This is a genomic window from Ignatzschineria sp. RMDPL8A, from assembly GCF_029815055.1.
Classification (GTDB): domain Bacteria; phylum Pseudomonadota; class Gammaproteobacteria; order Cardiobacteriales; family Wohlfahrtiimonadaceae; genus CALZBJ01.
On record NZ_JAPPWA010000002.1, the window covers coordinates 983,082 to 995,345 of the forward strand.

Genomic DNA, 12,264 nt, shown 5'->3' on the forward strand with positions numbered 1-12,264 from the left:
GTAGGATTGGGTAGATGAAGCAATATAAGATTTTATTTGTCGGACCGGTAGCCTCGGGAAAAACAGAGGCTGTTAAAACATTATGTGGCGATAATGTGTTAACTACAGAGGTAAAGCCTACAGACGATGTTAAAAATATTAAACATGAAACTACGGTAGCGATGGATTATGGTACGCTTCCGTTTGGTAGTGAAAAAAAGCTTCATATCTATGGAGCGCCAGGGCAAGGGCGATTTGAATTTATGCTCGATATCCTTTCCGAAGGATGCCTTGGGGTTATTATTCTTGTAGATCTTTCAACCGTCACATCAGAAGAGCATCTCTACAAAATTGTAGGCGAGTATACACGCTTTATCGAACGTATGCCATTTATGGTAGGATTTACCCACGTCGATTTAGTGGACCGAGCGGTCGCAGAACAGTATTGCGGAGCGCTCAATAATCGCTATGGTGGGCAGGATTTAACACGTTGTGTGGATCCTCGGAGTCGTGCTGAGGTGGCAAGACTGGTTGAAGAGATCGTATTACGGGTTAAGTAAGATATGGAAAAAAAGGAAGCTCAATATTTAACGGTGACCCCGCGAGGCGCACTGTTTGCAACAAGTACAACAGAAGAGAGTAAGACCAAAGAGGTCTTAATGAAACTTCTGAATATGAAAGTGAGTCCTAAATTAACTCAAGAATCGCTGTTAGAACTTACCGAGCTTCATGATGAAAAGCTCGCGGAAGCGGTTCTATATCAGCTTCAGGTGCGCCACTTTGTGCAAGCAGAGAGTGAGCCAGTTGGAGTTCCTGATATCAATATTCATAAAGAATTACCCACTCTTTTACGTCTTCTTTCAAGTTCAGGGAAGACACTTTTAATCGACAGTAACGGTTTTCAAATTAGTAGTACAGGATTTGCTCCTGAAGATATTGAACAGTTAGCGGTCGTGAGTAGTGAGTTCAGTACAATTTTCTCAACGTACAAAAACTTCTTATCGCAATCGTTAAACAAGGAGTATGCTGCAACGGCCGTAGTTAATAACCAAGGAATTAGTAAACTTGGGTTTGTTATGTTAGATGTCTCGGGCGTAGTATTTACGCTCACGATTGGGGATACTCCCTTTTTAAATCAACGAACATTTAGAGACATCGTTTGGCTTTTAACCTACCGTTATGGCAATTCTGTAGTATAATAATTTTTGAGGGTAAAATTTACATAAATTAATATGAGGTTTGTATGCGCGAAGAAGTATTAACATCAATTTTAAGTGAATTGAACGGAACATCAGCGGATGTTGAAGCATCGGCTATTCTGTCAACGGATGGTTTAATTATTAGTTCACTTTTACCATCGAATGTGGATGAGGACCACGTAGCAGCGATGAGTGCTGCGATGCTCTCACTTGGTATCCGCACATCTGAAGAGCTTGTTCGTGGTGAACTCGAGCAGGTATTGGTAAAAGGATCGCAAGGATATGTGATTTTGACCTCGGCCGGCCCAGATGCAGTACTCTCTGTATTGGCTAAATCAAATGCACGTTTAGGTCTAATCTTCCTTGATATCAAACGAGCATCAGAAGCGATTAAACCTCTATTATAATTGGGATTTTTCTGAAGTCCTGAGAGTTTTTGAAAGCCTGCGATTTGCAGGCTTTTTTATTGTATAATAAGGGTTTCAATTTTTGTAAAATTTCAGGAAGAATAAACGATTATGAGTACTCAACGTCATGCGCCTCTTATTATTATTGGTTCGGGACCTGCGGGTTACACTGCGGCGCTATATGCGGCGCGTGCGAACCTTAATCCGCTCTTAATTACCGGTATGCAGATGGGCGGGCAACTCACCACAACCACCCATATCGACAACTGGCCAGGTGGAAAAGAGGGGCTTCAAGGCCCAGAATTAATGGGAAATATGCAGGCTCATGCCGAGCGTTTTGGCACTGAAATGGTGATGGATCAGATCTCAAGTGTTGATCTTTCAAAACGCCCCTTTACCCTTGTGGGTGATTACGGTACCTACACCTGTGACGCGCTGATTATTGCAACGGGCGCTTCAGCAAAATATCTTGGCCTTCCTTCTGAAGAGAAATATATGGGGAAAGGCGTTTCCGCATGCGCAACTTGTGATGGATTCTTTTATCGTGATCAAGAAGTCGCGGTTGTGGGCGGCGGTAATACCGCTGTGGAAGAAGCACTCTATCTTAGTAATATCGCCTCAAAAGTGCATTTAATTCACCGCCGTGATACGTTCCGTGCGGAAAAAATTATGATCGATCAACTGATGGATCGTGTTAATGAAGGTAAAATCGAACTTCACCTAGATTCAGTGCTTGATGAGGTGTTAGGGGATGAGAGCGTTGTTACGGCGATCAATATCCGCAACGTTAACGATGAATCGATTAAAAAGCTCGACCTTGAAGGGGTCTTTATTGCAATCGGCCATGCGCCCAATACCGATCTTTTCACCGATGCCTTAGAGATGCGCGATGGCTATATCGTGGTGCAATCGGGCATTAATGGAAATGCAACGGCAACCAATTTAGCCGGCGTTTTCGCATGTGGCGATGTGATGGATTCTAATTATCGTCAAGCGATCACCTCCGCAGGAACAGGATGTATGGCAGCATTGGATGCTGAACGTTTTTTAGCTCGTCAAAAGTAATGTAACCAGAAGGAAAACTAGATGAAATTTAATGAATTAACCGCGTTAGACTTAAATGGCAAGCGCGTTCTGATCCGTGAAGATTTAAACGTTCCGCTTGAAAATGGCGCGATTACCTCAGATGCACGCTTAGTGGCCTCCCTTCCGACCATCAAAAAAGCGCTTGAAATGGGCGCGGGTGTCCTTGTGATGAGTCATTTAGGTCGCCCAACGGAAGGGGAGTATAGTGATGAGTTTTCCCTCGCTCCTGTGGCGGCATGGCTTTCAAATGCACTCGGTTTTGACGTGCCGTTAGTTAAAGAGTGGATCGACGGCGTTGAGGTTAAGGTCGGCGAGGTTAAATTATTAGAAAATTGCCGTTTCTTAGCGGGCGAAAAAGCCTGTGATGAGGCGCTTTCTAAAAAAATGGCCGCGCTGTGTGATGTCTATGTGATGGACGCATTTGCAACGGCGCACCGTAAAGCAGCATCGACTTATGGTGTCGGTCTTTACGCCGACGAAGTGGCGGCGGGCCTTCTTTTAGCCGATGAATTAACGGCGCTTGGACAAGCGCTTCACGCACCGAAATCGCCAATGGTTGCGATCGTAGGCGGCGCGAAAGTCTCGACAAAACTCACTGTGTTAAATCATCTTTTAGATAAAGTTGACGCGCTTATTCCAGGCGGCGGAATTACCAATACGCTTCTCGCGGCGAAAGGTTATAGCGTTGGCAATAGCTTGGTTGAGATGGATTTAGTGGATGATGCGAAAGCCCTCTTTGCAAAAGCAGAGGCGCAAGGCAAAGAGATCCCCCTTCCAATCGATGTAGTGGTAGGAAAAGCGTTTTCAAAAGATGCAGAAGCGATTGTGAAAGCCGCTGACGATGTCGCGGACGATGAGATGATTCTCGATATTGGGCCAAAAACCGCTGAACTTTACGCAAAAATTATGTTAGATGCGAAAACCATCGTTTGGAACGGTCCTGTAGGTGTGTTTGAATTCCCGCAATTTGCCAACGGTACCAAAGTATTGGGCGAAGCGATTGCAAAAAGTGATGCGTTTTCCATTGCCGGCGGTGGCGATACGGTTGCGGCGGTTGAAACCTTTGGATTGACGGAGAATATCTCCTATATCTCAACGGCGGGCGGTGCATTCCTTGAGTTATTGGAAGGAAAAGTATTGCCTGCAGTTGAAATGTTAGAAAAAAGAGCAAAATAAGTGATTATGAACAACGAAATCCTCATTAATATTACGCCTAAAGAGACGCGTGCAGCGGTAATTACCGACGGAACCCTTCAAGAGATATTGATCGAACGCGAAGAGAAGCGTGGTCTAGTGGGCAATATTTATAAAGGGGTCGTTGTTCGCGTTTTGCCTGGCATGGAGGCAGCGTTTGTCGATATCGGCCTTGAACGCGCTGCCTTTTTGCATGTAAGCGATATCCAAAAACGCTTTGATCTAACGGATGATAAAGAGACGCTTGAGCATGAGCTTGGTGGTTCGCAGGAGCCCAAAAAACCGATCGATATTAGCCAGCTCGTCCGTCAAGGGCAAGAGCTTATCGTACAGGTGATTAAAGATCCGCTCGGGACGAAAGGGGCGCGAATTACGACGCAAATTTCGATTCCCTCATGCTATTTAGTCCATCTTGCGGATTCCGATATTATCGGCGTTTCTATCCGAATTGATGACGAAGAGGAGCGCGATCGTCTTAAAACCTCGCTCCAGTTTTTCCAAGAAGAGATTGGCGGAGCCTATATTGCGCGAACGGCAGCGGAAGGGGTTGATCCTTGGGTGCTGCGTGCTGATATGCAGTTTCTAAGCCGTCTTTGGGGAAATATCACCGGCCGCATGAAAAAGGCGAAAGTCGGTGAGATTATTTATGGGAATTTCCCGCTTGAGATGCGCATTTTGCGTGACTATATCAGTAAAGATATTAAGCGCGTTCGCATCGACTCTCATGAAGCTTATGAGAATATGATCGAGTTTACTCAGAGTTTTTTACCTGAATTAACCGAACGGATTGAGGTCTACCAAGGCTCTCGTCCGATCTTTGATCTTTTCAATATTGAAGAAGAGATTGAACGCGCGCTTGAAAAACGCGTTCCCCTTAAATCGGGCGGATATCTGATGATTGAACAGACCGAAGCGATGACGACGATCGACGTGAATACCGGTGCATTTGTCGGCTATCGCAATCTCGAAGAGACCATTTTTAAGACTAATTTAGAGGCGGCGCAAGCCCTTGCTCGCCAAGTGCGATTACGCAATCTCGGCGGCATTATTATCATCGACTTTATCGATATGCAGAGTGAGGCGCATAAACAGGGCGTTCTTGATGAGCTTGCCTTTTATCTCTCGCAAGATTACGCGCGCACCACAATTAGTGAAGTGACGAGCCTAGGACTTGTGCAGATGACGCGGAAACGTACGCGAGAAAGCCTTGAACATGTACTCTGTGAGCCGTGCCCGAAATGCCAAGGGAAAGGCTATGTGAAAACGAGTGAAACGGTCTGTTTAGAGGTATTTCGTGAGCTATTACGTGAGTCGCGCCAGTATCCAAATGTGAAAGAATTTTTAGTATTAGCATCAACGCAAGTGGTTGAAAGGCTTCTTGATGAGGAAGCTCATAGCGTTGCGGAATTGCAAAATATTATCGATACCAATATTCGTCTGCAACCGGAAGAGCTCTACAGTGTCGAGCAGTTCGATATTGTGCCGATGTAGTTTCCGATCGAATTGTTGCGATCTCGTTGGATTGATCCAATAAAAAACAGAAATAGAAACAAAGCTAGAAAACAGAAAAAGATTGCCCCTCTAAAAAGGAGTGAAAATGAAGATTGTTGTTGGTGTTGCGGGCAGCATTGCCGCCTATAAAACCCCCGATTTAGTGCGCCGTTTAAAAGAGCAAAATTGCGAGGTGCGCGTGGTGATGACCGATGGTGCGCGTGCATTTATTTCGCCACTCACACTGCAGGCGGTATCGGGAAATCCAGTGGTCTATGATCTTCTCGATCCTGCTCATGAGGCGGGGATGGGGCACATTGAATTATCCCGCTGGGCGGATCTAATTGTGATTGCGCCAGCAAGTGCCAATACGATTTCTAAACTCGCCTGCGGGCTTGCCAATGATCTATTGGGCGCGATCTGCTTAGCGGCGCCATGCCCGATTGTGATCGCTCCGGGAATGAATCGGCTCATGTGGGATAATCCGGCGATTCAAGATAATTTAGCGCTTTTGCGTGAGCGTGGCCTTGATATTATGGAGCCCGGCAGTGGCTCGCAAGCCTGTGGTGAAGTGGGAAAAGGGCGCATGCCTGAACCGCTCGAAATTCGGGATTATCTGATGGGTCATTACGGTAAAAAAGCGCAAGCACGCGCGACTCTATTGGCGGGAAAGCGCGTTGTGATTACCGCAGGGCCCACCGTTGAAGAGATCGATCCTGTACGTTACATCAGCAATTATTCCAGTGGGAAAATGGGCTATGCGCTCGCGGAAAGTGCGAAAAAAGCCGGTGCTGAGGTGACATTAATTTCAGGGCCTGTTGCGTTAACACCGCCTGCGGGCGTTGAGTTTATCTCAATTAAAACGGCTGCAGAACTGCTAGATGCCTCACTCAAAAGTGTTGATGCTGATGGAATCTTTATTGCCGCCGCTGCTGTTGCGGATTATCGTGTTGCTAATCCCGCTGTGCAAAAACTTAAAAAGACCGATGATAGTGACACAATGACGCTCGTACTCACAAAGAATCCTGATATTTTAGCAAGCGTTTCAAGCCTTCCCCAAAATAAACGCCCTTTTTGTATCGGGTTCGCCGCGGAAACCAATGACGTACTTCAGCACGGAAAAGAAAAGCGTGCGCGTAAAAACCTCGATATGATCTGCATTAATGATGTCTCCGGCGGTAAAGTTTTCGGGCAAGATAGTAACGAGATGATTATTCTTGATCGAAGCGATAGAGAATACCTCCTTAAAAAAGCCTCAAAAGAGACGATTGCTGATGAAATTATTACGCTAGTGAGTGCGCAATTGAATCCGGCATAAGCAGGTTTTTAGCGTTAAAAGATTGCAGTTTATTGCAAAAAAAGACATCTTAAGAGGGTGTCTTTTTTTATGGGTGAATCAAAGGGAGGAGTGATGAGAAAAAATATAACGATCGGGGTGATCCAGCTCGATACGCAGAATGATAAAGCGAAAAATTTAGAGGCGATTGCAGGATTTATCGGTGAGGCAAAAGAGAAGGGCGCATCGCTGGTTGCATTGCCAGAGATGGCAAATTTTATCGGGCGCGGATTTCGTGATGAAGCGGAAGAACTTGCGACAGGGGTGACCTTTAAACATCTTTCGGCGCTTGCCAAAAAGCATCAGCTCTGGATTCATGGGGGAAGTATCTATGAGATTAACCCTAAAGATCCCGCTAAACCTTTTAATAGCACGATGCTGATTAATCCTGATGGGGCGCTTGTGAGTGTGTACCGCAAGATTCATCCCTTTGATGTGGAGCTAAAAGAGGGACCAAGCTACCGCGAATCGGATCAGATCTCGGTAGGCAATAAGATTGTTACCGTTGATACGGGCGCGGTTGGGCATTTAGGATTTTCGATCTGTTACGATCTTCGTTTTGGTGAGCTATTTCGATTAATGGCGCTGCAAGGTGCGGAGATTTTATTTGTGCCGGCGAACTTTGTCTTAAATACGGGAAAAGATCACTGGGAGGCGTTGCTTCGTGCGCGTGCGATTGAAAATGGCTGTTATGTGGTCGCGCCTGCGCAATGTGGGGTGAAGCCAGCATTTACTGCCTATGGAAAATCGCTTGTGGTGGATCCGTGGGGAAATGTGATTGCTAAAGCGCCGGATAAGCCCGGTGTGATTCTGGCGGAGATCGATTTTGCGTATCTTGAGAGCGTGCGCAATCAAGTGATGACGTTACCAAATCGCCGTGATGATCTCTATGAATTGGCGCTTAAAAAGCGGTAAAGAAAAAGGCATCGAATGGGGTAACCGCTCGATGCCTTTTTAGTTTTACGTTTATTTAATCAGTAATAGGTGCCGATTAAAGCGCTTTGATTTTCTCAAATTGCTGTTTAAGTTCAGCGAGTTTATTCTCGAAATCTTCAAGCTTCGCTTTTTCACCGGCCACAACCGCTTCAGGGGCATTATTTAAGAATCCAGGATTCCCAAGTTTGCCTTGAAGACCTTTAATTTGTGGCTCAATTTTAGCGATCTCGCGCTCAAGACGTTTAAGCTCTTGGTCTTTATCGATTAAGTCCGCAAGCGGAATTAAAAGACGCATACGACCGACAACGGCGACCGCTGATTCAGGCGCATCCCCTTCGCACGCAGTGAGTGACTCAATGCGTCCCATGCGTTTAATAAAGAGGAGGTTGCTCTCGATGCGTTTAAGGTCATCAGCACTCGCATTTTCAAAAAGAACATCGAGCGGACGGCTTGGTGCAATGTTCATTTCACCGCGGATACGGCGTACGGCAAGCAGAACTTCTTGGAGCCAATCGACTTCTTTCTCAAGCGCGGCATCTTTCGCGTTAACGCTTGGGAATGGGGCGATCGAGATACTCTCTGTAGTTTTAAATTGCGGTGCAATTACCACGAGTTTTTGCCAAATCTCTTCGGTAATGTAAGGCATAAAGGGATGCATCACTTTTAAAATCGCATCGAGAACAAAGAGGAGATTGTGGCGCGTTGCCGCTTTCTCATCTTCGCTAAAATCGCCGTTTAAGATTGGTTTAGTGAGCTCTAAATACCAGTCACAGAAGGCGTGCCAAGTAAAGTCGTAGATCTCTTGAGAGGCCAAATCAAAGCGATAGGATTCGATGTAGCGTTTTACTTCGCTGAGCGTGGTATCAAGGCGTGAGAGAATCCATTTGTCGATGTGCGACAGTTTGCTCTCATCGTGTTTGATCGCTTTTCCTTCGGCATTCATAAAGACAAAGCGTGAGGCATTCCAGATCTTGTTACAGAAGTTTGAATAGCCTTCAACGCGGCCGGTATCAAAGTTGATATCGCGTCCATTTGTTGCAAGCGAGGTAAAAGTAAAGCGGAGTGCATCGGTTCCGAATGCTTTAATCCCATCAGGGAAGTGACGGCGAGTCTCTTCTTCAATGCGAGGCGCCATTTGTGGTTGCATCAGGCCGGTGGTGCGCTTTTGCACGAGCGATTCAAGATCGATTCCGTCGATAAGATCGATTGGGTCGAGCACGTTTCCGCGCGACTTACTCATTTTTTGACCTTCTTGGTCGCGAACGAGTCCGTGGAAATAGACCTCTTTGAACGGAATTTCCTTCATAAAGTGGAGGCCAAACATAATCATGCGCGCCACCCAGAAGAAGATAATATCAAACCCGGTCACAAGCACAGAAGTAGGATAATATTTCTCAAGTTCAGGGGTTTTATCGGGCCAGCCTAAAGTTGAAAAAGGCCAGAGCGCCGATGAGAACCAAGTGTCTAATACGTCGTCATCTTGTTTAAGAGTGATATCGCCTAAATCATATTTTGCGCGAACATCGGCTTCTGATTTGCCTACATAGATGTTGCCTTCCTCGTCAAACCACGCAGGAATTCGGTGACCCCACCAGAGCTGACGCGAAATACACCAATCTTGAATGTTGTTCATCCACTCAAAGTAGGTATTTTCCCAGTTTTGAGGAATGAATTTGATGTCGCCATTTTTAACCGCATCGATCGCCGGTTTAGCGAGCGTTTTCGCATCCACAAACCATTGGTCAGTGAGGTAAGGTTCGATAATTTGGTTCGTACGATCACAGCGTGGAATCATCAGCGTATGTGGCTCAATTTTCTCTAAAAGGCCGGCTTCTTTAAAGTCATTGACGAGTTGTTTACGTGCATCAAACCGATCAAGTCCGCGATAGGCTTCCGGCATCTCATCGTTAATTTTCGCATCATCGGTAAAGATGTTAATGAGCGGGAGATTGTGGCGAACGCCCATCTCATAGTCATTAAAGTCGTGCGCAGGGGTGATCTTAACGCAGCCGGTACCAAATTCAGGATCGACATATTCATCGGCAATGATCGGGATTTGACGATCGCAGAAAGGAAGATCAATCATTTTTCCGATAAAGCTTGCGTAGCGCTCATCTTCAGGATGAACCGCAACGGCAGTATCCCCGAGCATGGTTTCAGGGCGCGTAGTTGCTACGATCATATGCTCATCGGTGCCTGCGATCGGATAGCGTAGATGCCACATCGAGCCTTGCTCTTCGTTGGATTCCACTTCAATGTCCGACACAGCGGTTTTAAGAACAGGGTCCCAGTTAACAAGGCGTTTACCGCGATAGATTAAGCCCTCTTCATAGAGCTCAATAAAGACTTTATGCACCGCCGCCGATAGACCTTCATCCATGGTAAAGCGTTCGCGCGTCCAGTCGGGGCTTGCGCCCATACGGCGTAACTGTTTAGTGATGTTTCCGCCGGATTGCTCCTTCCATTCCCAAATTCGATCAACAAAGGCATCACGGCCAAGATCGTGGCGCGTTTTTCCTTCCGCATTGAGTTGACGCTCGACCACCATCTGCGTTGCAATGCCCGCGTGGTCCGTTCCCGGTTGCCAGAGCGTGTTGTAGCCTTGCATACGATGATAGCGCGTTAAAAGGTCCATAATAGTATCTTGGAATGCGTGGCCCATATGGAGGCTACCGGTAATATTCGGCGGGGGAATTACGATACAGTAATTCGGTGCATTCTCGTCATTGGTGGGTTTAAAGAGATTTTTCTCTTCCCAATATTGATACCACTTTTTCTCAATATTTTGGGGTTGATAGGTCTGTTCCATTTGATATTCCAAATCTAAAGATAAACGAAATGTACTCTTAAAATTAATCTTAAAAGTATATCATTTAAGAGGGGGTGGTGGGGGAATTCAGATTATTTTAGGCCAAAAAAAACTAGCTATAAAAGCTAGTTTTCTCACTATTGATCACTAAATTTGCGATTATTTTAAGCGCGCTTCAGTGTAAAGAACGTGTTTACGGATCGTAGGATCGTATTTTTTAAGTTCTAATTTCTCAGTCATAGTACGTTTGTTTTTGGTCGTTGTGTAGAAATGACCGGTACCTGCTGATGATACTAATTTAATTTTTTCTCTCATGGTCTACTCCTTAGATTTTTTCGCCTTTCGCGCGAAGTTCAGCTAAAACCGCATCAATGCCTTTTTTATCGATTGTGCGAAGACCTGCTGGAGATACACGTAATGATACAAAACGGTTCTCGCTCGCAACCCAAAGACGATGAGTCTGTAAGTTGGGAAGAAAACGACGACGCGTTTTGTTATTTGCGTGGGATACGTGATTGCCGACTGCGGGCTTTTTCCCAGTTACTTGGCATACTTTACTCATGATGATTCACTAACCTTAACTAATGATAATTTTTATCACAAAAATTACGAACGAACTAAACGTCATTATTGTAATTGAAAATAGAGCTTAATACAAATTAAATCTCGTGGGTTATTTCCCTGTTGCAAAGAGACTTGGGTTTTTCGCTTTACTTGCCGCGGTTTCTGCCGTGATAAGACCTGCTTTTACAAGCTGTTCAAGATGTTGGTCAAGGGTCTGCATTCCGAATGATTGTCCGGTTTGGATCGTTGAATACATCTGTGCAATCTTATCTTCACGGATTAAGTTACGGATCGCATTCGTTCCCACCATGATCTCCCAAGCCGCCACTCGTCCGCCCCCAATTTTCTTAAGAAGAGTCTGAGAAACAACCGCTTGAAGCGATTCTGAGAGCATCGAACGAACGAGCGATTTCTCCCCTTCCGGGAATACGTCGATAATACGGTCGATGGTTTTTGCAGCTGATGTGGTGTGCAAGGTTCCGAATACTAAGTGACCGGTTTCGGCAGCGGTTAGCGCAAGCTGAATGGTCTCTAAGTCACGAAGCTCCCCAACTAAGATAACGTCCGGGTCTTCACGAAGTGCGGAGCGGAGCGCGTTTTCAAAGCTTAGCGTATCTCTATGAACTTCCCTTTGGTTAATAAGGGCTTTACGGGGCGGGTGAACGAACTCGATCGGGTCTTCAACGGTTAAGATATGGTAAGGATTGTTGCGGTTGAGGTAGTCAATCATCGCAGCGAGCGTGGTTGATTTACCCGAACCCGTTGGTCCTGTTACCAAGATTAATCCGCGAGGAACCGAGATCATTTGACGGAAGATCGCCGGCATGCCGAGCTCATCCATGGTCATAATGTCGGTTGGGATCGTTCTAAATACCGCACCCATACCACGGCTTTGTTGGAATGCGTTAACACGGAAACGAGCAATTCCAGGGATTTCAATCGAGAAGTCGACTTCCATGTTGGCATCGAACGTTTTACGTTGCGAGTCGTTCATGACGCCATAGACTTGGTCATAAACTTGATCGTGGCTAAGCGCCGGTAGGTTAATACGAGTAATATCCCCATCGATCCGCACAATCGGAGGCAGGCCTGCAGATAAGTGAAGGTCCGAACCGTTATGCTTGACCACGAAGGCAAGTAAATCCGCTAAATTCATAAATAGAAAACCTTTTGTAAGCTAAATAATGCAATTAAGACAATATGTTATCATTTAAATATTGCGCGTAGGAGACAAAGTCACAAAAAATTGATCGTATGCTTCTT

At 45.7% G+C, this 12,264-nt stretch carries 12 protein-coding genes; 8 read left to right on the forward strand and 4 right to left on the reverse strand.

What is annotated here, in order from left to right; genetic code table 11:
* Nucleotides 1-14 precede the first annotated feature (14 nt).
* From OXI21_RS06000 to OXI21_RS06035, 8 genes are all read left to right on the forward strand, one after another.
* Nucleotides 15-539, forward strand: coding sequence for an ATP/GTP-binding protein (locus tag OXI21_RS06000; protein WP_279618653.1), 525 nt, complete (start codon nucleotides 15-17; stop codon nucleotides 537-539).
* A gap of 3 nt (nucleotides 540-542) precedes the next feature.
* Nucleotides 543-1,178 carry a hypothetical protein gene (locus tag OXI21_RS06005; protein WP_279618654.1) on the forward strand — a complete coding sequence of 212 codons (636 nt, stop codon included), beginning with the start codon at nucleotides 543-545 and terminating at the stop codon, nucleotides 1,176-1,178.
* Nucleotides 1,179-1,222: 44 nt separating this feature from the next.
* Nucleotides 1,223-1,585, forward strand: a complete 363-nt coding sequence (locus OXI21_RS06010; protein WP_279618655.1) for a roadblock/LC7 domain-containing protein — start codon at nucleotides 1,223-1,225, stop codon at nucleotides 1,583-1,585.
* Nucleotides 1,586-1,696: 111 nt separating this feature from the next.
* A complete protein-coding gene (gene trxB / locus OXI21_RS06015; protein WP_279618656.1) occupies nucleotides 1,697-2,650 on the forward strand; it encodes a thioredoxin-disulfide reductase in 954 nt (317 codons plus the stop codon).
* A 21-nt stretch (nucleotides 2,651-2,671) separates the two neighbouring features.
* Entirely contained in the window at nucleotides 2,672-3,847 is a 1,176-nt protein-coding gene (locus OXI21_RS06020) for a phosphoglycerate kinase (RefSeq protein ID WP_279618657.1), read from the forward strand.
* A gap of 6 nt (nucleotides 3,848-3,853) precedes the next feature.
* A complete protein-coding gene (rng, locus tag OXI21_RS06025; protein WP_279618658.1) occupies nucleotides 3,854-5,356 on the forward strand; it encodes a ribonuclease G in 1,503 nt (500 codons plus the stop codon).
* Nucleotides 5,357-5,462: 106 nt separating this feature from the next.
* Nucleotides 5,463-6,674 carry a bifunctional phosphopantothenoylcysteine decarboxylase/phosphopantothenate--cysteine ligase CoaBC gene (gene coaBC, locus OXI21_RS06030; RefSeq protein WP_279618659.1) on the forward strand — a complete coding sequence of 404 codons (1,212 nt, stop codon included), beginning with the start codon at nucleotides 5,463-5,465 and terminating at the stop codon, nucleotides 6,672-6,674.
* Nucleotides 6,675-6,767: 93 nt separating this feature from the next.
* A complete protein-coding gene (locus OXI21_RS06035) occupies nucleotides 6,768-7,607 on the forward strand; it encodes a carbon-nitrogen hydrolase family protein (protein ID WP_279618660.1) in 840 nt (279 codons plus the stop codon).
* 76 nt (nucleotides 7,608-7,683) lie between these two features.
* Here the strand turns inward: OXI21_RS06035 and OXI21_RS06040 are convergent, their stop codons facing one another.
* The 4 genes from OXI21_RS06040 to OXI21_RS06055 all read right to left on the reverse strand — a co-directional run bounded on the left by OXI21_RS06040 (nucleotide 7,684) and on the right by OXI21_RS06055 (nucleotide 12,157).
* Nucleotides 7,684-10,437, reverse strand: a complete 2,754-nt coding sequence (locus OXI21_RS06040) for a valine--tRNA ligase (RefSeq protein WP_279618661.1) — start codon at nucleotides 10,435-10,437, stop codon at nucleotides 7,684-7,686.
* Nucleotides 10,438-10,596: 159 nt separating this feature from the next.
* Entirely contained in the window at nucleotides 10,597-10,752 is a 156-nt protein-coding gene (gene rpmG, locus OXI21_RS06045; RefSeq protein WP_279618662.1) for a 50S ribosomal protein L33, read from the reverse strand.
* A gap of 10 nt (nucleotides 10,753-10,762) precedes the next feature.
* On the reverse strand, nucleotides 10,763-10,999 hold the full coding sequence (gene rpmB, locus OXI21_RS06050) for a 50S ribosomal protein L28 (RefSeq protein ID WP_279618663.1): 237 nt from the start codon (nucleotides 10,997-10,999) through the stop codon (nucleotides 10,763-10,765).
* Between the two features lie 111 nt (nucleotides 11,000-11,110).
* Nucleotides 11,111-12,157 carry a type IV pilus twitching motility protein PilT gene (locus tag OXI21_RS06055; protein ID WP_279618664.1) on the reverse strand — a complete coding sequence of 349 codons (1,047 nt, stop codon included), beginning with the start codon at nucleotides 12,155-12,157 and terminating at the stop codon, nucleotides 11,111-11,113.
* Nucleotides 12,158-12,264: the final 107 nt, after the last annotated feature.

Excerpts from the sequence above, each read along its gene's own strand:
- OXI21_RS06005 (WP_279618654.1), top strand. The coding sequence starts at position 543 with ATGGAAAAAAAGGAAGCTCAATATTTAACGGTGACCCCGCGAGGCGCA.
- OXI21_RS06020 (WP_279618657.1), top strand. The coding sequence starts at position 2,672 with ATGAAATTTAATGAATTAACCGCGTTAGACTTAAATGGCAAGCGCGTT.
- OXI21_RS06040 (WP_279618661.1), bottom strand. The coding sequence starts at position 10,437 with ATGGAACAGACCTATCAACCCCAAAATATTGAGAAAAAGTGGTATCAA.
- rpmB (WP_279618663.1), bottom strand. The coding sequence starts at position 10,999 with ATGAGTAAAGTATGCCAAGTAACTGGGAAAAAGCCCGCAGTCGGCAAT.
- trxB (WP_279618656.1), top strand. The coding sequence starts at position 1,697 with ATGAGTACTCAACGTCATGCGCCTCTTATTATTATTGGTTCGGGACCT.
- rng (WP_279618658.1), top strand. The coding sequence starts at position 3,854 with ATGAACAACGAAATCCTCATTAATATTACGCCTAAAGAGACGCGTGCA.
- OXI21_RS06000 (WP_279618653.1), top strand. The coding sequence starts at position 15 with ATGAAGCAATATAAGATTTTATTTGTCGGACCGGTAGCCTCGGGAAAA.
- rpmG (WP_279618662.1), bottom strand. The coding sequence starts at position 10,752 with ATGAGAGAAAAAATTAAATTAGTATCATCAGCAGGTACCGGTCATTTC.
- coaBC (WP_279618659.1), top strand. The coding sequence starts at position 5,463 with ATGAAGATTGTTGTTGGTGTTGCGGGCAGCATTGCCGCCTATAAAACC.
- OXI21_RS06055 (WP_279618664.1), bottom strand. The coding sequence starts at position 12,157 with ATGAATTTAGCGGATTTACTTGCCTTCGTGGTCAAGCATAACGGTTCG.
- OXI21_RS06010 (WP_279618655.1), top strand. The coding sequence starts at position 1,223 with ATGCGCGAAGAAGTATTAACATCAATTTTAAGTGAATTGAACGGAACA.
- OXI21_RS06035 (WP_279618660.1), top strand. The coding sequence starts at position 6,768 with ATGAGAAAAAATATAACGATCGGGGTGATCCAGCTCGATACGCAGAAT.